At 72.4% G+C, this 24,735-nt stretch carries 23 protein-coding genes; 9 read left to right on the top strand and 14 right to left on the bottom strand.

From position 1 onward, the window contains the following. Positions 1 to 35: 35 nt before the first annotated feature. Positions 36 to 662, bottom strand: a complete 627-nt coding sequence (locus CLV40_RS00795; protein ID WP_104476710.1) for a phosphoribosyltransferase — start codon at positions 660 to 662, stop codon at positions 36 to 38. Positions 663 to 729: 67 nt separating this feature from the next. Between CLV40_RS00795 and CLV40_RS00790 the strand changes: the two genes are divergently transcribed. Both CLV40_RS00790 and CLV40_RS00785 read left to right on the top strand, forming a co-directional pair. Further along, positions 730 to 1,521, top strand: a complete 792-nt coding sequence (locus tag CLV40_RS00790) for a helix-turn-helix domain-containing protein (RefSeq protein WP_104475910.1) — start codon at positions 730 to 732, stop codon at positions 1,519 to 1,521. A gap of 134 nt (positions 1,522 to 1,655) precedes the next feature. Further along, a complete protein-coding gene (locus tag CLV40_RS00785; protein ID WP_104475908.1) occupies positions 1,656 to 1,931 on the top strand; it encodes a GlsB/YeaQ/YmgE family stress response membrane protein in 276 nt (91 codons plus the stop codon). A 97-nt stretch (positions 1,932 to 2,028) separates the two neighbouring features. Here CLV40_RS00785 and CLV40_RS00780 read toward each other — a convergent pair whose 3' ends face one another. Next, positions 2,029 to 4,224: an MMPL family transporter gene (locus CLV40_RS00780; protein ID WP_104475906.1), complete on the bottom strand. Its 2,196-nt coding sequence runs from the start codon at positions 4,222 to 4,224 to the stop codon at positions 2,029 to 2,031. Positions 4,225 to 4,487: 263 nt separating this feature from the next. On the opposite strand from CLV40_RS00780, the gene fabG reads away from it, so the two are divergent. Genes fabG through CLV40_RS00760 form a run of 4 tightly spaced genes read left to right on the top strand, consistent with a single transcriptional unit; the run spans position 4,488 to position 7,865 of the window. Beyond that, positions 4,488 to 5,240, top strand: coding sequence for a 3-oxoacyl-ACP reductase FabG (gene fabG / locus CLV40_RS00775; RefSeq protein ID WP_104475905.1), 753 nt, complete (start codon positions 4,488 to 4,490; stop codon positions 5,238 to 5,240). 4 nt (positions 5,241 to 5,244) lie between these two features. Beyond that, complete coding sequence (locus CLV40_RS00770; protein ID WP_104475903.1) at positions 5,245 to 5,697, top strand: MaoC family dehydratase; 453 nt, start codon at positions 5,245 to 5,247, stop codon at positions 5,695 to 5,697. Positions 5,698 to 5,709: 12 nt separating this feature from the next. Then, entirely contained in the window at positions 5,710 to 6,870 is a 1,161-nt protein-coding gene (locus CLV40_RS00765) for an acyl-CoA dehydrogenase family protein (RefSeq protein ID WP_104475901.1), read from the top strand. Next, positions 6,867 to 7,865: an acyl-CoA dehydrogenase family protein gene (locus CLV40_RS00760; RefSeq protein ID WP_104475900.1), complete on the top strand. Its 999-nt coding sequence runs from the start codon at positions 6,867 to 6,869 to the stop codon at positions 7,863 to 7,865. Before CLV40_RS00765 ends, CLV40_RS00760 begins: the two co-directional genes overlap by 4 nt. 85 nt (positions 7,866 to 7,950) lie before the next feature. On the opposite strand, the gene CLV40_RS00755 is transcribed toward CLV40_RS00760, so the two are convergent. The 4 genes from CLV40_RS00755 to wrbA form a co-directional block, all read right to left on the bottom strand. After that, positions 7,951 to 8,340 (bottom strand): RidA family protein, encoded by a 390-nt coding sequence (locus CLV40_RS00755; RefSeq protein ID WP_104475898.1) that lies wholly within the window; start codon positions 8,338 to 8,340, stop codon positions 7,951 to 7,953. 87 nt (positions 8,341 to 8,427) lie between these two features. Continuing rightward, entirely contained in the window at positions 8,428 to 9,198 is a 771-nt protein-coding gene (locus CLV40_RS00750) for a pirin family protein (protein WP_104475896.1), read from the bottom strand. Beyond that, positions 9,195 to 9,632, bottom strand: coding sequence for a VOC family protein (locus CLV40_RS00745; protein WP_104476708.1), 438 nt, complete (start codon positions 9,630 to 9,632; stop codon positions 9,195 to 9,197). Before CLV40_RS00745 ends, CLV40_RS00750 begins: the two co-directional genes overlap by 4 nt. A 62-nt stretch (positions 9,633 to 9,694) precedes the next feature. Further along, the gene (gene wrbA, locus CLV40_RS00740; RefSeq protein ID WP_104475895.1) at positions 9,695 to 10,312 is read right to left on the bottom strand and encodes an NAD(P)H:quinone oxidoreductase; all 618 of its coding nucleotides are present in this window, start codon (positions 10,310 to 10,312) and stop codon (positions 9,695 to 9,697) included. Between the two features lie 95 nt (positions 10,313 to 10,407). Here wrbA and CLV40_RS00735 point away from each other — a divergent pair, with 95 nt between their 5' ends. Continuing rightward, positions 10,408 to 10,854, top strand: a complete 447-nt coding sequence (locus tag CLV40_RS00735) for a MarR family winged helix-turn-helix transcriptional regulator (RefSeq protein ID WP_219823866.1) — start codon at positions 10,408 to 10,410, stop codon at positions 10,852 to 10,854. Positions 10,855 to 11,114: 260 nt separating this feature from the next. Here the strand turns inward: CLV40_RS00735 and CLV40_RS00730 are convergent, their stop codons facing one another. After that, positions 11,115 to 11,897: a DeoR/GlpR family DNA-binding transcription regulator gene (locus CLV40_RS00730; protein WP_104475891.1), complete on the bottom strand. Its 783-nt coding sequence runs from the start codon at positions 11,895 to 11,897 to the stop codon at positions 11,115 to 11,117. Positions 11,898 to 12,067: 170 nt separating this feature from the next. On the opposite strand from CLV40_RS00730, the gene CLV40_RS00725 reads away from it, so the two are divergent. Together CLV40_RS00725 and CLV40_RS00720 are read left to right on the top strand one after the other, a co-directional pair. Continuing rightward, positions 12,068 to 12,967, top strand: coding sequence for an ROK family protein (locus tag CLV40_RS00725; RefSeq protein ID WP_104475889.1), 900 nt, complete (start codon positions 12,068 to 12,070; stop codon positions 12,965 to 12,967). A gap of 104 nt (positions 12,968 to 13,071) precedes the next feature. After that, positions 13,072 to 13,530 (top strand): hypothetical protein, encoded by a 459-nt coding sequence (locus tag CLV40_RS00720; protein ID WP_104475887.1) that lies wholly within the window; start codon positions 13,072 to 13,074, stop codon positions 13,528 to 13,530. Between the two features lies 1 nt (position 13,531). On the opposite strand, the gene CLV40_RS00715 is transcribed toward CLV40_RS00720, so the two are convergent. The 7 genes from CLV40_RS00715 to cobN all read right to left on the bottom strand — a co-directional run bounded on the left by CLV40_RS00715 (position 13,532) and on the right by cobN (position 24,534). Then, positions 13,532 to 14,059: a hypothetical protein gene (locus CLV40_RS00715; RefSeq protein ID WP_146107868.1), complete on the bottom strand. Its 528-nt coding sequence runs from the start codon at positions 14,057 to 14,059 to the stop codon at positions 13,532 to 13,534. A gap of 61 nt (positions 14,060 to 14,120) precedes the next feature. Next, positions 14,121 to 16,226 (bottom strand): NACHT domain-containing protein, encoded by a 2,106-nt coding sequence (locus tag CLV40_RS00710; protein WP_104475883.1) that lies wholly within the window; start codon positions 16,224 to 16,226, stop codon positions 14,121 to 14,123. 25 nt (positions 16,227 to 16,251) lie between these two features. After that, positions 16,252 to 18,792: a bifunctional FO biosynthesis protein CofGH gene (locus tag CLV40_RS00705; RefSeq protein WP_425428221.1), complete on the bottom strand. Its 2,541-nt coding sequence runs from the start codon at positions 18,790 to 18,792 to the stop codon at positions 16,252 to 16,254. 99 nt (positions 18,793 to 18,891) lie between these two features. Then, positions 18,892 to 19,443: a DoxX family protein gene (locus CLV40_RS00700; RefSeq protein WP_104475879.1), complete on the bottom strand. Its 552-nt coding sequence runs from the start codon at positions 19,441 to 19,443 to the stop codon at positions 18,892 to 18,894. Between the two features lie 22 nt (positions 19,444 to 19,465). Beyond that, positions 19,466 to 19,969 (bottom strand): hemerythrin domain-containing protein, encoded by a 504-nt coding sequence (locus CLV40_RS00695; protein ID WP_104475877.1) that lies wholly within the window; start codon positions 19,967 to 19,969, stop codon positions 19,466 to 19,468. A gap of 35 nt (positions 19,970 to 20,004) precedes the next feature. Beyond that, positions 20,005 to 20,880, bottom strand: coding sequence for a dihydrodipicolinate synthase family protein (locus tag CLV40_RS00690; RefSeq protein WP_104475875.1), 876 nt, complete (start codon positions 20,878 to 20,880; stop codon positions 20,005 to 20,007). A gap of 60 nt (positions 20,881 to 20,940) precedes the next feature. Beyond that, positions 20,941 to 24,534 carry a cobaltochelatase subunit CobN gene (cobN, locus tag CLV40_RS00685; RefSeq protein ID WP_104475873.1) on the bottom strand — a complete coding sequence of 1,198 codons (3,594 nt, stop codon included), beginning with the start codon at positions 24,532 to 24,534 and terminating at the stop codon, positions 20,941 to 20,943. Positions 24,535 to 24,735 lie beyond the last annotated feature (201 nt).

Below are 24,735 nucleotides of genomic sequence, written 5' to 3'. Positions count from 1 at the left end.
AAAGCGATAACCGAGACGGTTTTCGCCCTGCGGCGCTAGCGATCGAGCAGCGCGCGGACCTCAGCGTCGGTGACCTGGGTGAAGTCGTCGTAGAAGGCACCGACGGCGGTGAACTCGCGCGGCGCCAGCGGGCACACCACCTCGTCGGCGATCTCGCGCAGGCGCGCCAGCGTCGACGCGGGCGCCACCGGCGCCGCCAGCACGACCCACGCGGCGCCCAGGCCGCGCACCACCCGAATGGCGGCCTCGACGGTGGACCCGGTCGCCACCCCGTCGTCGACGACGACCGCCACCCGGCCCACCAACCCGCGTGGCGGCGCGCCACCGCGCAGCCGCGCGGCCTTGTCGGCCACCGCCGCCCGGGCCCGCTCGGCCACACCGGTCACGTCCGACCAGGACAGTGCCAGCAGGCGCAGCACCCGGTCGGCGCGCACCTCGACCCCGCCCTCCCCCACCGCGCCGACGGCCAGCTCCGGGGACTCGGGGGCGCCGACCTTGGCGACCAGCACCACGTCCAGCTCGGCGGCGAGCGCCCTGGCCACGACCGCGGCCACCGGGACCCCGCCGCGCGGCAGGCCCAGCACCACCGGGTCGGCGCGGCGCAGGTGGGCCAGGTGCCCGGCGAGCACCCGACCGGCCTCCGCGCGGTCGGCGTAGCGCATGCCCACCAGTCTGGATTACCTCCCGGGTAATCGCCCGGCGATCGGGCCGCCCGTAGCGTGTGGAGGCATGACCCGGTCGGTTTCCCGCGAGAGCTCGGTAGGCACCCTGCTGCGGGGGTGGCGCGAGCGGCGGCGGCTGAGCCAGCTGGCGCTGGCGCTGCGCGCGGACATCTCGGCACGGCACCTGAGCTTCGTGGAGACCGGTCGGTCCGCGCCCAGCCGGGAGTTGGTGCTGCTGCTCGCCGACACCCTCGACCTGCCGCTGCGGGAGCGCGACCACCTGCTGCTGGCCGCCGGGTACGCGCCCGTGTTCGGCGCGGAGCCGCTGGACTCGCCGCGGATGGTGGCCGTGCGCGCGGCCGTGCGGCAGGTGCTGACCGGGCACGAGCCGTACCCGGCGGTGGCGGTGGACCGCGGCTGGCACCTGCTGGACGCCAACTCGGGGCTGGCGCCGCTGCTGGCGGGGGTGGCGCCCGGGCTGCTGGTGCCGCCGGTGAACGTGCTGCGGCTGAGCCTGCACCCGGACGGCCTGGCGCCGCGCATCGCCAACCTGGGCGCGTGGCGGGCGCACCTGCTGGCCCGGTTGCGGGCGCAGATCGCGCTGACCGCCGACGCGGCGCTGACCGACCTGCACGACGAACTCGTCGCGTACCCGTGCGACGACCCCGTGTCGGACCTGGACCCGCACACCGCCGACGTCGTGATCCCGCTGCGGATGCGCGGCCCGACCGGGGACCTGGCGTTCATCAGCACGGTCACCACGTTCGGCACGCCGGTCGACATCACCGTCGCGGAACTGGCGATCGAGTCGTTCTTCCCCGCCGACACCGCCACGGCGGAGGCGCTCCGGAGCTGGTGACACGTGTGGGGGCGTGTCCGGTCGGGACCGTGCCGCCGAACCGTGACCTGGCCCATGCGTGAGTGCCCGCGAAACGGGGTATCTACCGGGTGAGCGAGACCCATAGGGGCCCCACCGACAGGCTAGGAGAGGTCATGACCGTCACCGGCATCTTCACCGCGCTGATCATCGGATTGATCGTCGGCGCCCTGGGACGCCTGGTGGTTCCCGGCAAGCAGTCGATCCCGATCTGGCTGACCATCGTGGTCGGTATCGTGGCGGCTCTGCTGGGCACCGCGCTGGCGCGGGCCGTCGGGGTGGCCACCACGGACGGCATCGACTGGATCGAGATCGCGTTCCAGGTCGGCCTGGCGGCGATCGGCGTGGCACTGGTTTCCGGTGTCAAGGGCCGTCGCCACGTGCACCGGTAACCACGAGGGAGCCCGATTCCTCCCACCACGGGCCGAACGCCCCGCTCCTCATCGGAGCGGGGCGTTCCTCTGTCCGGATCGGACATCCGAAGTGGACTCAGCCAACCGGGTCGAGCTGGCGGGTCTCCTCCTCCGCAGACACCGGGACGAGCCCGTCCTCGCGGCGCAGGAAGCGCGGCGTCCACCAGTTGCGCTCACCGAGCACCGCCATCAGCGACGGCAGCACGACCGCGCGGATCAGGGTGGCGTCGAGCAGGATGGCGGTGGCCAGGCCGACGCCCATCTGCTTCATGTCGATGGTGCTCAGCGTGGCGAACACGGAGAACACGCCCACCATGACCACCGCGGCGCTGGTGACCACACCGGCCGACGAGGTGATGCCCTTGGCGACCGCGGCGCGGTTGTCCAGCCCGGCCAGCCGCGCCTCGCGGATCCGGCTGACGACGAACACGTGGTAGTCCATCGACAGTCCGAACAGGACGACGAAGAGCATCAGCGGCAGCCACGCGGTGATGCCGCCGGTCGAGGTGAAGCCGAGCAGCCCCTCGGCCCAGGTGTTCTGGAACACCAGGACCAGCACGCCGTAGGCGGCACCGGCGGAGAGCATGTTCAGCGCGATCGACGACAGCGCGATGATCGGGGCGCGGAACGTCCAGGTCATCATGATGAACGTCAGCACCAGCACGACCAGGATCACCCACGGCAGCGACTCGTTCATCGAGTCGACGAAGTCGTTCTCCCCCGCGGTCTGGCCGCTGACGGCGAACTCGGCGCCCGCGACGGTCCCGATGGTCTGCGGCAGCGCGGTGGTGCGCAGCCAGGTCAGCGACGAGTCGGCGGCCGGGTCGTTGGCGGTGACCGGGATCGGCGCGCTGATCAGCACGATCCGCCCCTCCTTGGCCCGGGTCACCTCCGGCTCGCGGTCGTGGGCGAACGCCGGGTCGGCCTTGATCCGGTCGGTCAGTGCGGTGACCGCGGCCTCGCCCTGGGCCACCTTGTCCGCCGGGAGGCGCACCGCGATGGCGTGCACGGCGCCGGTGCTGGGGAACGCCTCGGTCATCCGGTCGTAGGACTGCATGATCGGGATGCTGCGCGGCAGGTCCGCCTCGGACGGCGAGTTGAGCTTCATCGACAGCGCCGGGTAGGCCAGCGCCAGCAGGCCCAGCACGGCGATCAGCAGCGCGGCGGCCGGGCGGCGCAGCGTCGGGCGCAGGATCGCCTTCCACACCCGGGGTTCGCCGTTGGAGCGGGCGGCGAGCCGCCAGATCAGCGGGACGCGCGGCTTGTCGATCCAGCGGCCCAGCTTGGCCAGCAGCGCGGGCAGCACGGTGATGGAGCCGAGCACGGCGACCAGCACGACCAGGATGGAGCCGATGGCCATCGAGGAGAAGATGGCGTCGTTGGCCACGAACATGCCGGACATGGCGACCACGACGGCGATGCCGGAGACCACGATCGCGTGACCGGAGGTGGCGGCGGCGACCTCGACGGCGCTGAGGTGGGTGCGGCCCTTGGCCCGTTCCTCGCGTTCGCGGCGCACGTAGAACAGCGAGTAGTCCACGCCGACGGCCATGCCGATCAGCAGGATCATGCTGGAGGTGTTGTCCGAGGCCGGGACCAGGTACGAGGCCAGCGAGGACAGTCCGATCGCGGCGCCGACCGCGGACATGGCCAGCAGCACCGGCACGCCCGCGGCGATGATCGCGCCGAAGGCGACCAGCATGATCAGCAGGGTGACCGGGAGGCTGATCAGCTCGGCCCGCTGGAAGTCCTTGCCGACGGTGTCCGACAGCGCCTTCTTCAGCGACTGGCCGCCGACCTGCTCGACCCGCAGGTCCGGGTGCGCGGCCTGGACCGCGGCGGTCGCGTCGAGCAGCGGTTGCACGCGCTCGTCCGCGGTGTCGCGGTCACCGGCGATGTCGACGCTGACCAGCGTCGCAGTGCCCGTGGGCGACGGGACCGGGTCGCTGACCTTCGCGACCTCGCGCAGCGCGCCCATGCGCTGCTGGACCTCGGCGGCGACCGCGGCGCCCTCGGCCGGGTCGAGGGTGCCCTCGCGGGCGGTGATGAGCACGTTCTCGGTCGACGGCCGGTCGAACCCGGCGTCGTCGACGATCTGCTGGTAGACCGCCAACTCGCCCTTGACGTTGTCGTCGAAGTCGGCCGTCTTGGTCCCCGCGGCGCCCCCAACGCCGATGCATAACGCGACGAACACCACCCACGCGGCGATGGATCGCCAGGGGTGCTCAGCACTCCACCTCGCGACCCGCACGGTGAACATCTGCCTAGCCATAGTGGATTTCCCCCCACTGGACGAAATGGACTCAACGTGTGTTGGGGAGAAGGTTGTCAGCGCGGCGGCCCCGGCGAATCAGGTCTCAACCCGGATCTTCGACCTGGGTCGGTCCCCTAGGCGAGCCAGCGACCCCCTAGGGGAACAACCGGGGCCACCCGGTTGGTGAGTTTCCTCCCGCGAACCGCTACCCCACCACCCCGCTCCGGCGGTAGGTTCCGGGTGCTTGCTCGATGAGGTCCGGACCAGGCGGAAGGTGAGCGGTGGCGCGGCGGATCGCGGTGGTGACTGGTGGGGGACGCGGGATCGGCGCGGCCGTGGCCGTGCGGTTGGGGCGCGACGGGTTCGCCGTCGCGGTGGTCGACCTCACGGTCGACGCGGGCGCGGCGACAGTCGCCGCGATCGAGGCCGCGGGCGGCACGGCGATCTCGGTGGGCGCCGACGTGCGCGACGCCGAGCAGGTCGAGGCGGCGGTCGCGGAGGTCGCCGAGCGGCTCGGCCCGCCGACGGTGCTGGTGAACAACGCGGGCATCCTGCGCGACAACCTGCTGTTCAAGATGACCGACGACGACTGGGACTCGGTGATCGGAGTGCACCTGCGGGGCGCCTTCCTGATGACCCGGGCGGTGCAGCGGTACCAGACCGAACAGCGGTACGGGCGGATCGTCAACCTGTCCAGCACGTCCGCGCTCGGCAACCGGGGCCAGTCGAACTACGCGACCGCGAAGGCGGGGCTGCAGGGCTTCACCAAGACCCTGGCGATCGAGCTGGGCAAGTTCGGGGTCACGGCCAACGCCATCGCGCCGGGGTTCATCGAGACGGAGATGACCGCGGCCACGGCGGAACGGGTTGGGATACCGTTCGAGGACTTCAAGGCGGGTGCGGCGGCGGCGATCCCGGTCGGGCGGATCGGGCAGCCGGAGGACGTGGCGGCGGTCGCGGCGTTCCTGGTCAGCGAGGAGGCCGGGTTCGTGTCGGGGCAGGTAATCTACGTCGCGGGCGGGCCGAGGGACTGACGCCGTGATCGTGTTCGACGGGCTGCCCGCGCTCACCGCGGCGGTCGGGACGCACCTGGGGTTCGGTGAGTGGGTCGAGGTCACCCAGGAGCGGGTCCGGGCGTTCGCCGACGCGACCGGGGACCACCAGTGGATCCACCTCGACGCCGAGCGGGCGGCCGACGGCCCGTTCGGCGGCACGGTCGCGCACGGGTACCTGACGCTCTCGCTGCTGCCCGCGCTCGGGCGGGGCGTCTACCGGTTCGCGGGTTTCTCGATGGGCGTCAACTACGGGCTGAACAAGGTGCGGTTCCCCGGGGTCGTGCGGGTCGGGTCGCGGGTGCGGGTCGGCGTGGAACTGCGGTCGGCAGCGGCGGACCGGCGCGGGGTGATCGCCGTGTTCGCCTACACCGTCGAGGTCGAGGGGTCGACGCGACCGGGGTGCGTCGCGGAGGCCGTTGTCCTGCTGGTCCCCTGAACTGGAGGCGTGATGAGCGAGTGGACCGACCGGGTGGCGGCGCTGGTGGCCGCGCACGACCCGGCCACCACCGACCGCGCGGCGTTCCTGCGCGCGCGGTTCGACGCCGGGTTGGCGTGGGTGCACTTCCCCGAGGGCCTGGGCGGTCTGGCCGCGCCGCGCGAGGCGCAGCGGGAGGTGGACGCGGCGCTTTCGGCCGCCGGGGCACCGGACAACGACCCGCGGCGCATCGGCATCGGGCTGGGCATGGCGGCCCCCACGATCCTCGCGCACGGCACGGCGGACCAGCGGCGGCGGTTCCTCCGTCCACTGTGGACCGGTGAGGAGGTGTGGTGCCAGCTCTTCAGCGAACCCGGCGCGGGCTCCGACCTGGCCGCGCTGGCCACCCGGGCGCGCCGCGACGGTGACGACTGGGTGGTGACGGGCCAGAAGGTGTGGACGTCGTCCGCGCACAACGCGCGGTGGGCGATCCTGCTGGGCCGCACCGACCCCGACGTGCCCAAGCACGCGGGCCTGACGTACTTCGTCTGCGACATGACCGCCCCCGGTGTCGACGTGCGCCCCCTGCGCCAGATCACCGGCGAGGCCGAGTTCAACGAGGTGTTCCTCAGCGAGGTCCGCGTCCCCGACACGGACCGCCTGGGCGACGTGGGCGATGGCTGGCGGGTAGCGCGTACCACCCTGATGAACGAGCGCGTCGCGATCGGCGGCAGGCCGGTGCCGCGCGAGGGCGGGATGGTCGGTGTCGTCGCGCGGACGTGGCGGGACAACCCCGACCGCCGCACCCCGGACCTGCACGACCGGCTGGTGGCCCTGTGGGTGCGCGCGGAGGCGTTGCGGCTGGCGGGGATCCGGCTGCGGACCGGGTCGCCGGGCCCGGAGGGGTCGGCGATGAAGCTGGCGTTCGCGGGCATCGCCCAAGCCCTGTCGGGCCTGGAGGTCGAACTGCTCGCCGAAGACGGCCTCCGCTACGACGACTGGACCGAGCGCCGCCCCGCGCACGTCGACTACCTGGGGCGGGGTGCCGGTTACCGGTACCTGCGCGCCAAGGGCAACTCCATCGAGGGCGGCACCTCCGAGATCCTGCGCACCATCATCGCCGAACGCGTCCTCGGGCTGCCCGCCGAACCCCGGGCCGACAAGGACCTGCCGTGGAAGGACCTCCCGCGATGACCGAGCCGGACCTGCGGTACAGCGAGGTCGAGGAAGACCTGCGCTCGAGCGTCCGCGCCCTGCTCACCGCCCGCGCGGGCGCGGGGCTGTGGCGGGAGCTGGTCGGCCTGGGGGTGACGTCGCTGCCGGTGCCGGAGGGGCTGGGCGGGCAGGGGGCGGGCTACCGGGAGGTGGCCGTGGTGGCGGAGGAGCTGGGGGCGTCGGTGGCGCCGGTGCCGTTCCTGGGCAGCGCGGTGCTGGCCACGGCGGCGCTGCTGCACGCGGGGGACACACCGGAGGTTCGGCTGGCGCTGTCGGGGACGCCGGTGCTGGCGGTGCCGCTGTCGTCGTGGGGCGCGGTCGTCGGGGTGCGGGGCCTGACCGGGTCCATCCGGAGCGTGGCCGACGCGGCGGCGGCCGACCGGTTCCTGGTGCCCGCCGACAACGGGCTGTACCTGGTCGAGGCGGCCGATGTGCGGGTGTCCCCCGTGCCGTCGCTCGACGAGACCCGCCCGGTTGCCGACCTGGAGTTCTCCGCCGCCCCCGGTACCCGACTCGCGGGCCTGGACGCCGTCCGGCGGGCCCTGCTGGTCGGTGCGGGGATCCTGGCTTCGGAGCAGGTGGGGGTGGCGCAGTGGTGCCTCGACACGACGGTCGCGTACGTGCGCCAACGGGTCCAGTTCGGGCGTCCGGTGGGTTCGTTCCAGGCGGTGAAGCACCGTTTGGCGGACCTGTGGCAGGAGCTGGTGCTGGCCCGAGCCGCCGCCCGCAACGCCGCCGACGCCCTGACCACCGGCGTCGACACCGCCGTGGCCGTCTCCCTGGCCCAATCCCTCTGCGCCACTGTCGCGGTCCGCGCCGCCGAGGAATGCGTGCAACTGCATGGCGGCATCGGGATGACCTGGGAACACCCAGCCCACCGCTACCTCAAACGCGCCAAGGCGAACGAGATCGCCCTGGGCACGCCGGGCATGCACCGCGCCACCCTGGCCCCGCTGATCGACCTCCTCGGCTAACCCGAACCCGCCCCCGTCAGCGCGCCCACACTCCGCTACTCGCGAGTTATCCACATGGCCCGGAGCGGACAGCGATCGGCGCGGGCTACTCGGTGGGGCGGTGGGCGTCCACCTCGATCTCGATCTTCACGCGGGGGTCGATCAGGCCGCACACGAACATGGTGGCGGCGGGGCGGACCTCCCCGAAGCACTCCCGCAGGACCGGCCAGCACGGCTCGAAGTCGGCGCCGTCCGGCAGCAGGTACCGGACCCGCACCACGTCGGCGAAGCCGCAGCCCGCTTCGGTGAGCGTGGCGGCGATGTTGCGCAGGCACTGCTCGGCCTGGGCCACCACGTCGTCGGCGATGGTCATCGTGGTGTAGTCGAAGCCGGTCGTGCCGGACACGTGCACCCGGTCGCCGTCCACCACGGCGCGGGCGTAGCCGATCCGTTCCTCGAAGGTCGAGCCGCTGAGGATGGCGCGTCGTTCTGTCATGGGGCGAACGCTAGGGGGCGGGTGTGGAGAACGTCCACCGCATAAGGGGAAGCGCGTGGGCGGAGGGGGTGCCGCCCACGCGCGGGCTCAGCCGATCCGGAGTGTGGCGTGCATCTCCCACACGAGGATCTCGGCGCCTTCGGGTCCGGCGGTCACGCGTTGGCCGCCGGTGGCGGTGATCCGGGCGGCGTCCCCTGTGGACAGAAGGCCGCTGCCCTCGAGCGTCACCGCGCCCTGGGGGACGAACAGGTGCACGAACGGCGCGTCCGGCAACGCCACCGAACCGCCGGGGGCCAGCCGGGCCGCGTACAGGGCGGCGTGCCGCTGGCCGATGGTGATGGCCGACTCCCCCGCGTGCTCGGCCATCCCCGACGCGACCGGCACGAGGCCGCCGCCGAGCAGTTCCGCGTCGATCTCCAACTGCTCGTAGCCGGGCGCCTTGCCCGCCTCGTCCGGCACCACCCACATCTGGACGAAGTGGACCGGGTCGTCGTGCCGCGGGCCGCCGGAGAGCCGCCAGGAGTCGTTCTTCTCCGAGTGCAGGATGCCCGTCCCGGCGCTCATCCGCTGGGCCAGGCCCGGGTAGATGATGCCGTTGTGCCCCTCGGAGTCCTGGTGCACCAGCGCGCCGCGCAGCACCCAGGTGACGATCTCCATGTCCCGGTGCGGGTGCGTCTCGAACCCCGAGCCGGGGGTGACGACGTCGTCGTTGTTGACCAGCAGCAGGCCGAAGTGGGTGTTGTCGGGGTGGTGGTGGCGGCCGAAGGAGAAGGAGTGCTTGGAGTCCAGCCAGCCGATGTCGGTGGCGAAGCGGTCGGTGGCGCGGCGCAGGTCGACGCCCGGGATCACAGCCGTCATGTCACTTTCTCCCCGTACATCTCGCCGAGGGGGTCGGCGATGAGTTCGATGCGGGCGCCGTCGGGGTCGGTGAGGTAGAGCGACGTGCCGCTCTCCTCGAGGTAGGGCACGCCCCCCGCGTCCAGGCGGGCGCGGGCGGCGTGCCACTGCTCCGGCTCCAGGGAGACCGCGAGGTGGTGCAGCCCGCCCAGCACCTCGGCGTACGGGCCGAGGTCGAGGCCGGGCAGGTCGAAGAAGGCGATGGCGTTGCCGTTGCCCACGTCGAAGAAGAAGTGCGTGGACCCCGGGTAGTCGCGGTTCTCCAGCACCTCGGTCAGCGGGAACCCGAGGACGCCCTGGTAGAACTCGACCGTCCGACGGACGTCACCCGAGAGCAGCGCCGTGTGGTGGATGCCGCGCGCGGTGCTGGCGGGGCGGTCCGCCCGCGCCACCATCAGCTCGGTCCGCAGGCGGTCGCGGGCGGCGGCGAGTTCGCCGACCTGGGTGCCGGAGAGCGTCACGCCTGGGTTCCGCGCTTGAGCCGGGCGGCGACCTGGACGGCGCGGCGGGCCTGGAAGGCGATCGCGGCCAGCTCGGTCTCCCCCGGCGGGTTGGCGCCGTTGTTGGAGATGTGGCTGGTGCCGTAGGGGTTGCCGGACTTGAACTGGATCGGGTCGGCGTAGCCGGGCGCGACGATGATGGCGCCCCAGTGGTAGAAGGTGTTGTTGATCGCGGTGATCGTCGTCTCCTGGCCGCCGTGCGCGGTGCCGGTGGAGGTGAACGACGACGCGATCTTGTCCACCAGCTTGCCCTGCGCCCACAGCGGGCCCGCGAGGTCGATGAACTGCTTGACCTGCGCGGCGGGCAGGCCGAAGCGGGTCGGGCTGCCGAGCAGGATGACGTCGGCCCACTCGAGGTCGTCGATCGACGCCTCCGGCACGGACTCGGTCTGCTCCGCGTGCGCCGCCCAGACCTCGTTGGACTGGATCGCCGCGTCCGGGGCCAGTTCCCGGACCTTGTGCAGGCGGACCTCGGCGCCCTCCCCGGTCGCCGCGTCGGCGGCGGCCAAGGCCAGCGCGTGCACGCTGCCGGTGGCCGAGTAGTAGATGACCGCGACCTTGACCTGATCGCTCACCGTGTCCTCCAAGTAGTTAATGGCTTAACTAGTCGAACCCTAGCCCGCCGTAGTTGTCGTGTCAACAAGTGGCCCGGGGTGCCTAGACTGCGGTGGTGACACCGTGGCTGGATCCCGCGCAACAACGAGCCTGGCGCGCCTTGGTCGAGGGCGCAGGTCGACTACTCGCACGGGTGGACCGCCACCTGCGCGACACCCACGGGTTGACGCTGGCGGAGTACGAGATCCTGGTGCACCTGTCCGAGGGACACCTGCACATGTCGGAGCTCGCGGCGCAGGTCAGCCACTCCCGGGCCCGCGTCACCCAGACGGTCGACCGGATGGTGCGCGCCGACCTGGTGGTCCGCTCGGCCTGCCCGGAGGACCGGCGGGGCGTGCACGCCTCGCTGACCGACAAGGGCCGCGCCGTCCTGGAGGCCGCGGCCCGCGACCACGTCCTCGAAGTCCGCCGCCTGGTCGTCGACGTGCTGTCCCCGGACGAACTCACCTCGGTGGGCGCGGCGATGTCCAAGATCCGCACCGCCGCCGTCGACCCGGGCTGAACGACCACCCCACCACCGACGCGACCTCGGCGCGGCACCCGTGGCCGCTCACCCGATCGAGCCGCCCCGCGCCTCGCCGACCTCACCCACCAGCGGCAACCCCGCCCCCAGGCCCTGATCGGACCACACCCCGCCCCTCTCGCCCCAAGACCGCGAGTTGTGCACAGCCCCGCCGTCGATCCTCCGGTTCTGTCGGTGCGCCGGCAAAATTGATTCCGGGGGCCGGAGGCATCCTCACCGGGCACAGGTGTCCGTGCCGACTAGACCGTGCGGACCTCGACACCCTCGTCGCGGAACGCCTTGATGGCGTCGGCGGGCGCGGCGGAGTCGGTGATCAGCAGCTGCACCGCCGACACCGGGCAGATCTGGGCGAACGCGTACCTACCCAGCTTCGAGCTGTCCGCGATGACCACCACCCGCCGCGCGCGCTCGGCCATGAGGCGGTTGATGCTGGCCTCGCCCTCGTGGTGCGCGTAGGCGCCGTGCAGCGGGTCGATCGCGTCGACACCCAGGAACACGACGTCCAGGGTGATCTCGTCCAGGATCCGGGTGGCCAGCGGGCCGCTCAGCTCGAACGACTGGGGCCGCGCGACACCGCCGGTGACCACGATCTTCACGTGCGGGCGAACGGCGAGTTCGTTGGCGATGTTCAGCGCGTTGGTGACCACCGTGAGTGCCGGTTCATCCGTCTGGCTGAAATCCGGGCGGATGGCCAGGGCGCGGGCGATCTCCGTGGTGGTCGTGCCGCCGTTGAGGCCGACGACGCCGCCGCGCGCCACCATCGCCGCGGCGGCCTTGCCGATGCGCTCCTTCTCGGAGGCGTGCCGGGCGGTCTTGTAGCGCAGCGGCAGGTCGTACGCGACGTTGTTGGCGACCGCGCCGCCGCGGGTGCGGGTGAGCAACTGCTGCTCGGCGAGGTGGTCGAGGTCACGGCGGATCGTCGCCGAGCTCACGTCGAGCTCGCCAGCCAAGTCGTCGACGTCGACCTTGCCGCGCTGACCGAGCATGTCCAGCAGCGCGCTCAGCCGCTCGTACCGGTCCACCCGTCGCCACCTCCGCGTTCCCCGCGCGCATGCGCGGCGTTGCAAAGTATCGCCCCGTCGAGGCACATTCAACGACCGACAGGCTTGGCATCGGCTGACCGATCACGCAGTATTCGTGGCGCGTGCGAGCAGATTCGAGCGCACTGACCGGCCTCAGGGGAAGGAAACGCATGACAGCGGAGCGGCACGTGGTCGCCGTGGACGTCGGAGGCACCTCGATCAAGGCGGCACTGGTCGACCGGGACCTGCGCGCCGTCGAGGTGCTGCGCGAGCCGACCAGACGGACCGGGGAGACCGTCGACGTCGCGCAGATCGCCGAGCTCGTCAACCGCCTCGGTGAGGGCCACGACGTGGTGGGCGCGGGCATCGCGGTGCCCGGCATCGTCGACGACGACCTGGGCCTGGTGCGGGCGGCGGTGAACCTGGGCTGGGTGGACGTCCCGCTGCGCGACCGGCTGGTCGAGGCGACCGGCGTGCCCCTGCTGGTGCGCCACGACGTGCGGACGGGCGGTCTCGCGGAGTTCACCGTCGGCGCGGGCAAGGGCGCCGCGGACGCGCTGTTCCTGCCGCTGGGCACGGGCATCGCCGCGGCGGTCCAGGTGGACGGCCGCATGCTGGGCGCGTCCGGTTACGCGGGTGAGATCGGCCACGTGGTGGTGGACCCGGGTGGCGCGGTCTGCGGCTGCGGCACCCGCGGCTGCCTGGAGACGCTGGCCGCCGCGCCCGCCTTCGCCCGCCGCTACGCCGAGCGCACCGGCCGCACCATCGCCGACGCCGCCGAAGTCGCCGCGCTCCTGGCGACCGACCCCGACGCCCGCGCCGTCTGGCGGGACGCCGTGGACGCCCTGGCGACCGCCCTGCTGATGGCGGTCACCCTGTTCGGCCCCGCGGTGATCGTCATCGGCGGCGGTGTCGCTGAAGCGGGTGAAGCTCTCGTCGGGCCCGTCCGCGACGAACTCCTCAGCCGCCTCAAGTTCCAGCGGCGACCGGAGGTCGTCCGAGCCGCCCTTGGCCAGGACGCGGGCCGGGTCGGCGCGGCTCTGCTGGGCTGGCAGGCGGCGGGAGAGTAGATCGATCCGTGCACCGCGCCGCCAGCGCCGCCGGCGCGGTCGCAGTTTGCGCGGGTCGGGGCCGGGTACGCCGGGGTGAGCCAGAGCACACCTCGGGAGGAGCCATGTCGACCCACGCCCACCACTTCCGACTAGTCCCCACCCAGCGCCACCACCAAGCCCACCCGGTCGCGGGTGCCGCGGAGTGCCTCTTCCTCGCGGCGGGCTTGATCACCATCGCGATCATCACCTACGCCACCGGCGCCACGATCATGCCCGGCGCCTCGGACGACGGAACGGTAGGCGCCTTCGGCAACCCACTGGCCGCCGTCCTTCACCTGGCCTTCGGCGCGTTCGCACTGGTGGCCGCCCTCCACCCGCCGCTGCGCCGGATCTTCGCCGAAATCCTCGGCCTGGCCTTCTTCGGCTTCACGGTCTACGACCTGGTGGCGCTGATCTTCCCGGCGGCGGAGGAAGAACCCCTCGGCGTCAGCTGGCCGCTCCTGGTGGCCCACGTCACGGCCCTGGCCCTGTGCGTGGTGATCACCTTCTCCACCGAGAGCCCGGAAGCCAAACCCGCCTGACTCAGTCGCCGATGACCGAGGTCCGGTCCCCTACCTGGATCTCGGCCGCGTCGAAGCACCTGCGGAACACGTTGAACCGGGGCAGCTCCCGCTCTTCCGCCTCCAGGAGGAGAACGACGGCGGTGACCAGCATCGCCACCGTCGCGAGCGAGACCCCAGCGAGCGCGTGGCTGTACTCCCCCTCGACGATGGCCACGAGCCACAGCCCCGGGAGGGCGCCCATGCCTGTCAGGAGGAGGAGTCGGGAGAACATGTGCATCCCGCTCATCTTGGTCGCGCCCAGGACGGCGGCCACACCAACGCCGAGCAACAGGTAGTTCAACCACAGTGGACCCAGTGCCGGGTCGACGCTGACGTTCGCCAGGAAGCGGAATCCGGCCGCTGCGCCCAACAGCGCCAGGACCAGGAACGCGGCGACCCGCGCGCCCCCGCCTGGCGGCCTGGTGTCCCGCGTCTTCGACCAGTCCGCGATCCTGATCTCCGAGGTGGGGATCGGGCCGCGAGTTTCCCGGTCGAAGGCCGCTCTCACCCGATCGTCCAGCAGCGCGACACAGCGCCGGTGGTCGTCTCCGGTCGGCCGCTGCCCGTTGTCACCCTGGTTGCGGCGCAACGAATCGACCGCGATCGGGATGGCCAGGCGCTGGTCCGCGCTGATCTCCTCCGGACCGGGCGGGGCCGCGCGCACCAGGTCCGCGATCCGACCGCAGATCACCAGCAGGGGGTCGTGGCGCCCAGCGGCGAACGGCTGCCACACCCAGGTCATCCGCGGCTCGGCTGCCGCGGGCGGTGTGCAGAGGCCGAGTTGCCGCTCGATGAGCGGGGCCTTGATCAACTCGGCGAGTCGCCAGGCCGCGCGGTGCGCGGTCCAGTCGTTGGTCCAGATCACCCGCACCAGCGCGTCCGCCGCCGCGGGGGTGCCCACCACCGCGAGGTCGTCGACCGCCCAGAGCTGTCCCCGGGTGACCTGGGCGGTCAGGGCGGGCAACGCCAACTCCCCCATTCCGCGCAACGCGGCTCGCGCGTCGTCGTCCGCGCCCGCTCCCGCCCAGGGTGTGCGCGGCCTCCACGCGCCCGGAGGCGGAGAGGGCGAGCATGGCGTCCACCCTGGCCCGGCCACCGGCCGCGGCCAAGTCGGAGAGCAGGGCCATCACCCGCCGACCCCGAGGTCGGCTGTCCGCCGCGACCGAACCGAGGGCCGCGATGATGGCCTCTCGATGGGGATCCCCCTGCCCGAGGCTGCCCGCGAAGTGTTCGATCACCCGGTCGGCGAAGTCGTGGTCGACGCGCTGGGCCTCCGCGAGGCACTCAAGGGCCAGAACCCGCCGAGCCGGGTCCGCGGCGCCGAAGATCTCGGCGACGACCCTGGTGCAGTCGCGGGTGGTGGTGCCGCACCAGAGCTTCACCGTCTCCCGCCAAGCCGGGGGATCGGCGGCGTAGTGGGCCAACAGGTCGTCCGGGGCACCGGCGAGTTCGGCGGCGACCAGGTACTCCTGCAGCGTGAGGTGGCGGAAGGTGTAGGCGGTGCGGCTCTTGTCCGTGGCGGTGATGATCTGGCTGCGGGTGACTATCTCGTCGAGGACGTTCTTGGCGAGGCCCGCGTCGAGGTCGAGGTCGGGCAGCAGTTCCCTGGTGGTGGCCTCCAGGTCGCGGCGGGTGATGGTGAGGCGGTCGGCGGACACCATCGACCGCAGCGCGACCTGTTGCAGCACAGCCAGCTTCTCCCCCACCTCGTAGACCGCCAGGGAACCGGCGCGGCCGAGGTCGGTGTCGCGGCCGAGCAGGTGGGTGATCGCCTCCTGGTAGAAGGCCGAGCGGGAGGTGGGCAGGCGCCTGCCCGATTTCGTGAAGACCTCGGTGTGCAGGTAGGCGATCATCGTCAGCAGCAGGGGGCTGCGCGCCACGCGCATCAGCGCCGGGTTGTTGCGCAGGCTGGTGAACAGTTCGGCGACCTCCGCGCGGTCCGCCAGGCCGCGCCAATTGCCCAGGAACCGGATGACCGCGGCGTCGTCGAACTCGGCCACCCGGACCACGTGGGCGAAGCCCGCGCCCATCGGTTGGCCCTGGTAGACCACGTCCCGGCAGGTGACGATGAACTGGCACCCCGGGTACTCGCGGGCGATGTCGAGCAGGGCCGCGAAGACTCGTTGCCGGTCGTCGCGGCCCACTTCGTCGAGGCCGTCGAGCAACAGCGCGAAGGCGCCGTCGCGGAGGCCGCGCAGGGTCAGGTCCCGGATGCGGTCCGGGCGACCCTCCCGGTCGACCCGGGACCGGGCGCGCTCGGCGACGATGAGGTCAACGAGGGTGTCGGTGGACCCGGTGCAGCGGTGGAGTTCGAGGAAGACCGGCACCTTGGCGGCGCGGCCCGCGCGGACCTGGCGCGCCCAGACCAGCATCGAGTTCTTCAGCAGCATCGACTTGCCCTGGTCGATGTCGACCACCGCGTCCATCACGAAGCCCATGGCGTGGCGGGAGAAGTCTTGTTCGACCACCTCCGCGTAGCGGCTGGCCAGGCGCCTGCCGAACTTGGCCCGGCGCGAGTACCAGCGGGACGAGCGCTCGAAGGCACTGGCCCCGGACTTCTTGAGGTATTCACCCAGGAAGCGCCGGGTGGCGAAGAGGAGTACGGCGGTGACCGCGACCACCACGCCGTAGGGGAACAACCGGGTGAGGAGGTCGGGACCGCCGGGCGTGATCAACTTATCGCGGCGGTCCCGTACGGCGTTACGTTGTCAACGGCAGCAGGGTCGGGCGCCAGACACCGTCGTGGTTTAGGGCAGTGGTGCGGCGTTCGGGTGGGACTTCACCGTAGGTGGTGGTTCGTTGGCGGGAGGGGCGGCCCGCGGCGGTGGCCAGGACTTCGAGGTCGGCGATGGTTTTGTAGCTGCCGTTGTCGCTGCCCGCCATGCGGCTGATGGTTTCCTCCATGAGGGTGCCGCCCAGGTCGTTGACGCCGCCGCGGAGGACGTCGACCACTCCCTGGTCGCCCAGTTTGACCCAGCTGGTTTGGATGTTGGAGATCTTGCCGTGCAGGAGGATCCGGGCCAGGGCGTGGACGGCGCGGTTTTCCAGGTGGGTGGGGCCGGGGCGGGCGATTCCTGCCAGGTACAGGGGCGCGTTCGTGTGGACGAAGGGCAGCAGGACGAACTCGGTGAAGCCGCCGGTTTCCGACTGGAGGGAGGCGATCAGTTTGAGGTGTGCCACCCAGTGAGCCGGGGTGTCGACATGGCCGTACATCATTGTGGATGTGGTCGGGATGCTCAGACGGTGGGCCGTGGTGACGACCTCGATCCACGTGGCCGTGGGGAGTTTGCCCTTGGTCAGGATCCACCGCACGTCGTCGTCGAGGATTTCGGCGGCCGTGCCGGGGAGCGAGTCCACGCCTGCTTCTCGGGCGGCGGTAAGCCAGTCCTCAATGGACAGATTGGTCCGGGAGGCGCCGTTGACGACCTCCATCGGGGAGAACGCGTGGACGTGCAGGCCCGGGGCTCGTTTGCGGACCTCGGCGGCGATGTCGAAGTACGCGGTTCCCGGGAGGTCCGGGTGGATCCCGCCCTGCATGCAGACCTCGGTGGCACCGACGCCCCAGGCCTGTTCGGCTCGGGCGCCGACCTGCGCCAACGACAACGTGTACGCGTCGGCGTCGGTGCGGCGTTGGGCGAAGGCGCAGAAGCGGCAGCCGGTGTAGCAGACGTTGGTGAAGTTGATGTTCCGGGTGACGACGTAGGTCACCTCGTCCCCGACCGCGTCTCGGCGCAGGGCGTCGGCGAAGGAGGCGAGGGCCTCGATCTCGGGGCCGGGGCCCGCCGACAGCAGGGTCAACGCGTCCGAATCGGACAGTCCGGCGGGAGAACTCTCGGCGTGGCGCAGCGCGGTGAGGAATTCGGGGCGGATGGCGCCGCCGGAGCCGACCGCGGAAGCGGGGGCGGCGACCTGGCCGCGTAGTTCTTCCCAGTCACCATAGACGGAGTCGAAGTCGTCCCGGCGGTCCGCGGTGCGGCCGACGGTGTCGATCGACGCGTGCAGGTCGGTCCGACCCGAGTCCACCAGGGCGACCTCGGGCTCCTGCCACGGCCGCCCGACCACCGGGGCGTCCTCGACGGCCAACCCCGTCGACGGATCGGCCAACGCCGACACGTGGGCCGCCAACCGGGGGTCCAGCCACGGCTCGCGCAGGTACTCCGGGTAGATCGTCAGCCGCTCCGCCAACCGGAACCCGGCCGCCGCCGTGCGCTCCGCCAGGGTCTCGATCTGCGGCCACGGGCGCTCGGGGTTCACGTGGTCCGGGGTCAGCGGCGACACGCCGCCCCAGTCGTCGATCCCGGCGCGCACCAGCAGGTCGAACTCGCCGCCGATCAGGTTGGGGGGTGCCTGGACGCGGGCGCGCGGACCCAGCACGACCCGGGCCACAGCGACGGTCGCGGCGAGTTCCTCCGCTTCCGCGTCCGGCATGCCGCGCATCGCGGTGTCCGGTTTGGCGCGGAAGTTCTGGATGATGACCTCCTGGATCCCGCCGTACTGGCGGGAAACCCGGCGGATCTCGAACAGCGACTCGACGCGGTCCGCCAGGGTCTCCCCGATGCCGATCAGCACCCCGGTGGTGAACGGCACGGACGAGCGCCCGGCGTCTTCCAAGACCCTCAGCCGCACCGCCGGTTCCTTGTCCGGCGACCCGTAGTGCGGCCCGCCGGGCTCCGACCACAGCCGCGTCGACGTCGTCTCCAGCATCATCCCCATGGACGGCGCCACCGGCTTGAGCCGCTGGAAGTCCTGCCACCCCAGCACACCCGGGTTCAGGTGCGGCAGCAGTCCCGTCTCCTCCAGCACCCGGATCGCCATCGCGCGCACGTACGACAGCGTGTCCGGGTAGCCCGCCGCCTCCAGCCACTCGCGGGCCGCGGACCAGCGGTCCTCCGGCCGGTCACCGAGGGTGAACAGCGCCTCCTTGCAGCCCAGCGCCGCGCCTTGGCGGGCGATCTCCAGCACCTCGTCCGGGCTCAGGAACGACGCGGGCAGCCTGCCCGGCACGGTCGCGAACGTGCAGTAGTGGCACCGGTCGCGGCAGAGCCGGGTCAGCGGGATGAACACCTTGCGGGAGTACGTGATCACACCCGGTCGTCCCGCGTCGACCAGGCCCGCGTCCCGCACCCGCGACGCGGTGTCGAACAGGTCCGCCAGGTGCGGACCGCGCGCGTGCAGCAGGACCTCGGCCTCGGTCCGGTCCAGCGCGACACCGTCGCGGGCGCGGCGCAGGGCACGGCGGATCGCCGACTCGGCGGGCACGGTCACGAACACCTCCAGGGAGCGACTGGCACAAACCTATCCACCAAGGTGGACAACCAGCCGCTCCCGGTGATTCCCGCCTCAGCCCGGCAGCACCCCGACCACGGCCTTGCGCGCCTTGCGCGGCGCGACGGCGACCGCGTGGCCGACGTGGCCACCGGTGTCGGAGATCCAGTCCCCGAGGTCGTGGCCGGCCCGCCGCGCCCGCCAGGCCACCGACGGCTTGCCGTGCGTGTCGACGGCCGCGATCAGCAGCCCGCCGAGCAGGCTGACGTTCTTCACGAAGTGGATCTGCTGCTGCTGGCGCACCGCCGGGTCCTTCTCCTCCCAGAACCGGTGCGCGGCCAGCGTGGTCGGCACCAGGCTGCCGGACAGCGCGAGCGCCGCCAGCCGGGGGAACTTGCCCAGGGCCAGCGCGATGCCCGCGCCGACCTTGACCGCGCCGTCGATGCGCACGAGCGTCACCGGGTCAGTCGGCACCTGGCCGGGCAGCTTGTCGCCGTAGCGCTCGGCGAGCGGGTCGAGCAGCGGTTTCGCGGCTTCCGCGTGGGCCTCCGCGGACCGCAGCGCGTTGATGCCGCCGCTGATGAAGATGGCGGCGAGCATGGGCCGGGCGAGCCTGCGCAGGATCATCGCTCCACGTCCTTCCTCAAGATCAGTCCACGCGGTCCTTGGTCGCTTCCACCAGCTCACGCACGTGCGCGAGGTCCCCGCACCCGGCGGCGACGCGCTCGTCGCGCACCTCGACGAACCTCGCGCCCAGCTCCGCGCGCCGCTGCTCGGGCACGGTGTCGCGGGCCGCGTTGAGGATCGTCCGCTCCTCCTCGTCGAGGTGGTGGTTGATCGCCTTCACCAGCTCTTCGAGCTTGTCGTCCCAGTCGTCGGACTCGGGACCGTCGAGTTCCATGAGGGCGAGCAGCGCCTGGTGGCCCTCGGCGTGCTCCTCCGCGCCGTGCTCGACCTCGTGGTCGTCGACGTCGTGGAATCGGCGAAGCGCCGGGTAGACCTCGGACTCCTCAGCCTCGGCGTGCGCGACCAGCAGCCGGGCCAGCTCGCGCAGTGCGGCCGGGCGGTCCTGGGAGTTGTCCCGCAGCTTCCGGAACAGGTCTTCGAAGCGGCGGTGGTCAGCCAGGATCAGCTCGATGACGTCGTTGGACAACCCAACCCTCCTCGGTGCGTTCAGTCGCCTGGGTCTTACCCGGCGCGGAGCGCGGTCAACCCCTCCCGCGGCCACGGTAGGGCCGTCTCGGCGGTCACGCGCGCCAGCGCCTCGGAGGAGGAGGGCAGCAACGGCAGCCGTACGGCAGGTGTAGCGATACGGCCCTCGGCGTGCAGGACGGCCTTGATGACGGCCGGGTTGGGTTCGGCGAAGAGGGCGGCGGCGAGCCGGGACAGCCGGTGACCGAGCGCGCGAGCCTGGTGGCCGGACCGCCACGCGCCGACCAGGTCGGCCCACCGGCGCGTGTGGACGTGCGCCGAGGCCAGGATGCCGCCGTCGGCGCCGAGAGCCAGCAGCGCGGGCGCCAGGACGTCGTCACCGGCGTAGACGGCGAAGTCCTCCCGGTCGGCGAGGAACGCGACGGCGTCGGCGTCGAGGACGGGCACGGCGTGCTTGAGGCCCACGACACCCGGGATGGCGGCGAGCCGGGCCAGCGTCTCGACGGACAGGACGGTGCCGGTGCGCTGCGGCACGTTGTACACGATCAGGGGAACCAGGCCCGCGATCGCGGCGAAGTGGGCGACGACGCCGTCGGGGGACGGTCGGGTGAACGGCGGCACCGGCACCAGCGCCCCCGTGACGCCCGCGGGCAGGGCCTCCAGCGCGCGGGCGGTCGCGGCGGTGTCGCTGGACCCGACGCCGACGACCAGCGGCGCACCCGCCGCCGCGCAGACCTCCAGGACGGCGGCGCGCTCGTCCGGGGTCAGCGTGGCGGCCTCGGCGGTGGTGCCGAGCGCGACGAGGCCGTCCGCGCCGTCGTCGAGGACCTCGCGGGCCAGCCGGGCCAGCGCGGCGGTGTCGACGCGGTCGTCGGCGGTGAACGGGGTGATCAGCGGTACCAGCAGTGACATGCCCCCGAGCCTGGCCCGCCGCGGGTGGGCGGGACCAGTTCGGATGCCTTCACTGGCTGGTTAGCGTTCTTCGCTCCCGGCCTCGATGTCGCCCTCGACCTGCAGGTACAGCTCCTTCAACGCCTGCAGCGTCGCGGGGTCCGGCTCGGCCCACATCTTGCGCTCGGCCGCCTCCAGCAGCCGCTCGGCGATGCCGTGCAGGGCCCACGGGTTGGACTCGGTGAGGAACTTGCGGTTCTCCTCGTCCAGCGCGTAGGTCTGGGCGAGCTTGTCGTACATCCAGTCCGCGACGACTCCGGTGGTGGCGTCGTAGCCGAACAGGTAGTCGACGGTCGCGGCCAGTTCGAACGCGCCCTTGTAGCCGTGCCTGCGCATGGCCTCGATCCAGCGCGGGTTGACCACGCGGGAGCGGAAGACGCGGTTGGTCTCCTCGGCCAGCGAGCGGGTGCGGACCGACTCGGGGCGGGTGCTGTCGCCGATGTACGCGGCGGGCGCGCGGCCGGTGAGCGCGCGGACCGTGGCGATCATGCCGCCGTGGTACTGGAAGTAGTCGTCGGAGTCGGCGATGTCGTGCTCGCGCGTGTCGACGTTCTTCGCGGCAACGTTGATCCGCCGGTACGCCGATTCCATGTCCGCGCGGGCCGCGACGCCGTCGAGGTCGCGGCCGTAGGCGAAACCGCCCCAGACCGCGTAGACCTCCGCGAGGTCGGCGTCGTCGCGCCAGTTGTGGCTGTCGATCAGCGGCAGCAGACCCGCCCCGTACGCGCCGGGCTTGGACCCGAAGATGCGCGTGGTGGCGCTGCGCTCGCCGCGCTCGGCGTCGGCGGTGGCGTGCGCGCGGACGTAGTTGTCCTCTTCGGACTCGTCCAGCCCGGCGACCAGGCGCACGGCGTCGTCGATCAGGTAGACCACGTGCGGGAAGGCGTCGCGGAAGAACCCGGAGATGCGGACCGTGACGTCGATGCGCGGCCGTCCCAGCTCGGCCAGCGGCACGACCTCCAGCGAGCTGACCCGCCGGGACGCCTCGTCCCACACCGGGCGGACACCCAGCAGCGCCAGCACTTCGGCGATGTCGTCGCCCGAGGTGCGCATGGCGGAGGTGCCCCACACCGACAGGCCGACCGAGCGCGGCCACTCGCCGGTGTCGGCGCGGTAGCGGGCGACCAGCGACTCGGCCATCGCCGAGCCGGTCTCCCAGGCGAGCCTGCTCGGCACGGCCTTCGGGTCGACGGAGTAGAAGTTGCGGCCCGTGGGCAGCACGTTGACCAGGCCGCGCAGCGGGGAACCGCTGGGACCGGCCGGGACGTAGCCGCCGTCGAGGGCGTGCAGCACGTGGCCGATCTCGTCGGTGGTGCGGGCCAGGCGCGGCACGATCTCGGTGGCGGCGAAGGTCAGCACCTCCGTAACGGCCTCGTCCGCGCGACCCAGCACGGACTCGACGACCGGACGCGCGTCGCCCCAACCCGCGTCCTCCATGGCCTGGACCAGCGCCAACGCCGTCGCGTCGACCTCGTCGACCCGGGTCCGGCGCTCGGAGCCGTCCTCGTTGAGCCCCAGGGCCTCGCGCAGGCCGGGCAGCGCGGCGGCCTGCCCGCCCCACATCTGGCGGGCGCGCAGCATCGAGTTGACCAGGTTGACCCGGGCCGGGCCGGTGGGGGCGTCCCCGAGGGTGTGCAGGCCGTCGCGGATCTGCACGTCCTTGATCTCGCAGAGCCAGCCGTCGACGTGCAGCAGGAAGTCGTCGAACTCGGCGTCGTGCGGTCGGTCGTCGAGGCCGAGGTCGTGGTCGAGCTTGGCGGCCTGGATGAGGGTCCAGATCTGCGCGCGGATCGCGGGCAGCTTGGCCGGGTCCATGGCGGCGATGTTGGAGTGCTCGTCGAGCAGCTGCTCCAGGCGCGCGATGTCGCCGTAGCTCTCGGCGCGGGCCATGGGCGGGACGAGGTGGTCGACGAGGGTGGCGTGCGCGCGGCGCTTGGCCTGCGTGCCCTCGCCGGGGTCGTTGACCAGGAACGGGTAGATCAGCGGCAGGTTGCCGAGCGCGGCGTCGGGGCCGCAGGACGCGGAGAGGCCGAGGTTCTTGCCGGGCAGCCACTCGAGGTTGCCGTGCTTGCCCAGGTGGACCATGGCGTGCGCGCCGAAGGTGCCCGCGATCCACCGGTACGCGGCCAGGTAGTGGTGGCTGGGCGGCAGGTCCGGGTCGTGGTAGATGGCGACGGGGTTCTCGCCGAACCCGCGCGGCGGTTGGACCATCAGCACGACGTTGCCCGCCTGGAGCGCGGCGAGCACGATCTCGCCCTCGGGGTCGCGGGAGCGGTCGACGAACAGCTCGCCGGGGGCCGGTCCCCAGTGCTCCTCCATGGACTCGCGCAGGTCGGCGGGGAGGGTGTCGTAGAAGGCGCGGTACTCGGCGGCCCCGATGCGCACGGGGTTGCCGGTCAGCTGGGCCTCGGTGAGCCAGTTGGGGTCTTGGCCGCCCGCCTCGATGAGGGCGTGGATGAGCGCGTCGCCGTCGTCCGCGGCGAGACCGGGAAGGGCGTCTTCCGCGCCGAGGTCGTAGCCCGCGTCGCGTAGTGCGTTGAGCAGGCGGATAGCGCTGACCGGGGAGTCGAGGCCGACGGCGTTGCCGATGCGGGAGTGCTTGGTGGGGTAGGCCGAGAGCATGAGGGCGACGCGGCGCTCGGCGGGCGGGGTGTGCCGGAGGCGGGCGTGCGCGACGGCGATGCCCGCGACCCGGGCGGCGCGCTCGGGGTCGGGCACGTAGACGGACAGGCCGTCGCGGTCCTGTTCCTTGAAGGAGAACGGGACAGTGATGATCCGACCGTCGAACTCGGGCACCGCCACCTGGGTCGCGGTGTCCAAAGGCGACAGACCGTCGTCGCTCTCCTCCCAGGCCGACCGGTCGGAGGTGAGGCACAGGCCCTGGAGGATCGGGATGTCGAGGTCGGCGAGCGCGCCGACGTCCCACGCGCCGTCGTCGCCGCCCGCGCTCGCGGCGGCGGGCAGCGTGCCGCCCGCGGCGAGGACCGTGACGACGAGGGCGTCGAGAGTGCCCAGAACGGCGAGGAGTTCCTGGGGCGCGGTGCGCAGCGACGCGCAGTACACGGGCACGGCGACGCCGCCCGCGTCCTCGACCGCGTCGGCCAGGGCGGCGACGAACGCGGTGTTCCCGGCGAGGTGGTGGGCGCGGTAGTAGAGCACGCCGACGCGCGGCCCCTCGGTGTTGCGGGGAGCGCGCTCGAAGTGGCCCCACGGCGCCAGTTCGACCGGCGGGGCGAAGCCGGTGCCGGTCAGCAGCAGCGTGTCGGACAGGAAGTGGGCAAGCTCACGCAGGTTGTCCGGACCACCGAACGCCAGGTACCGGTGCGCCTCGGCCACCACGCCCGCCGGGGCGGTGGAGCACTCCATCAACTCGGCGTCGGGGGCCTGCTCACCGCCGAGCACCACGACGGGGCGCGGCCCGGCGAGCAGCGCGTCGAGCCCCTCCTCCCACGCGCGACGGCCGCCGAGCAGCCGCACCACGACGACGTCTGCGCCGTCCAGCAGGCCGGGCAGGTCGTCCAACGGCAGCCGGGCCGGGTTGGCCAGGCGGTAGTCGGCCCCGCTCGCGCGAGCGGAGAGCAGGTCGGTGTCCGAGGTCGACAAGAGCAGGATCATGAGGCCCTTCCTGGGGTCCTCGCCCCGGGTCGTGGGTGCGGTGGCCGGAGTGTCCTGACTCCCGGATCACCGCTCCCTCGGCCTTCCGGCTCGCGCCGTGGCCGGGTCCGCTCCCCGGTGGCTGATCTTTGCCGACCCGCCCTCCCGCCAACTGCCGGGACCGCGCCGGACTCACACCGGCTTCCTCCGCGTGCCATCGCT

The sequence above is a fragment of the Actinokineospora auranticolor genome (genome assembly GCF_002934265.1).
GTDB lineage: Bacteria > Actinomycetota > Actinomycetes > Mycobacteriales > Pseudonocardiaceae > Actinokineospora > Actinokineospora auranticolor.
Note: the sequence above shows the minus strand (reverse complement) of the source record. Positions and strands in the feature narration are given on the sequence as shown.

Excerpts from the sequence above, each read along its gene's own strand:
- CLV40_RS00795 (WP_104476710.1), bottom strand. The coding sequence starts at position 662 with ATGCGCTACGCCGACCGCGCGGAGGCCGGTCGGGTGCTCGCCGGGCAC.
- CLV40_RS00790 (WP_104475910.1), top strand. The coding sequence starts at position 730 with ATGACCCGGTCGGTTTCCCGCGAGAGCTCGGTAGGCACCCTGCTGCGG.
- CLV40_RS00785 (WP_104475908.1), top strand. The coding sequence starts at position 1,656 with ATGACCGTCACCGGCATCTTCACCGCGCTGATCATCGGATTGATCGTC.
- CLV40_RS00780 (WP_104475906.1), bottom strand. The coding sequence starts at position 4,224 with ATGGCTAGGCAGATGTTCACCGTGCGGGTCGCGAGGTGGAGTGCTGAG.
- CLV40_RS00765 (WP_104475901.1), top strand. The coding sequence starts at position 5,710 with ATGAGCGAGTGGACCGACCGGGTGGCGGCGCTGGTGGCCGCGCACGAC.
- CLV40_RS00760 (WP_104475900.1), top strand. The coding sequence starts at position 6,867 with ATGACCGAGCCGGACCTGCGGTACAGCGAGGTCGAGGAAGACCTGCGC.
- CLV40_RS00755 (WP_104475898.1), bottom strand. The coding sequence starts at position 8,340 with ATGACAGAACGACGCGCCATCCTCAGCGGCTCGACCTTCGAGGAACGG.
- CLV40_RS00750 (WP_104475896.1), bottom strand. The coding sequence starts at position 9,198 with ATGACGGCTGTGATCCCGGGCGTCGACCTGCGCCGCGCCACCGACCGC.
- CLV40_RS00745 (WP_104476708.1), bottom strand. The coding sequence starts at position 9,632 with ATGGTGGCGCGGGCGGACCGCCCCGCCAGCACCGCGCGCGGCATCCAC.
- CLV40_RS00725 (WP_104475889.1), top strand. The coding sequence starts at position 12,068 with ATGACAGCGGAGCGGCACGTGGTCGCCGTGGACGTCGGAGGCACCTCG.
- CLV40_RS00720 (WP_104475887.1), top strand. The coding sequence starts at position 13,072 with ATGTCGACCCACGCCCACCACTTCCGACTAGTCCCCACCCAGCGCCAC.
- CLV40_RS00700 (WP_104475879.1), bottom strand. The coding sequence starts at position 19,443 with ATGATCCTGCGCAGGCTCGCCCGGCCCATGCTCGCCGCCATCTTCATC.
- CLV40_RS00690 (WP_104475875.1), bottom strand. The coding sequence starts at position 20,880 with ATGTCACTGCTGGTACCGCTGATCACCCCGTTCACCGCCGACGACCGC.
- cobN (WP_104475873.1), bottom strand. The coding sequence starts at position 24,534 with ATGATCCTGCTCTTGTCGACCTCGGACACCGACCTGCTCTCCGCTCGC.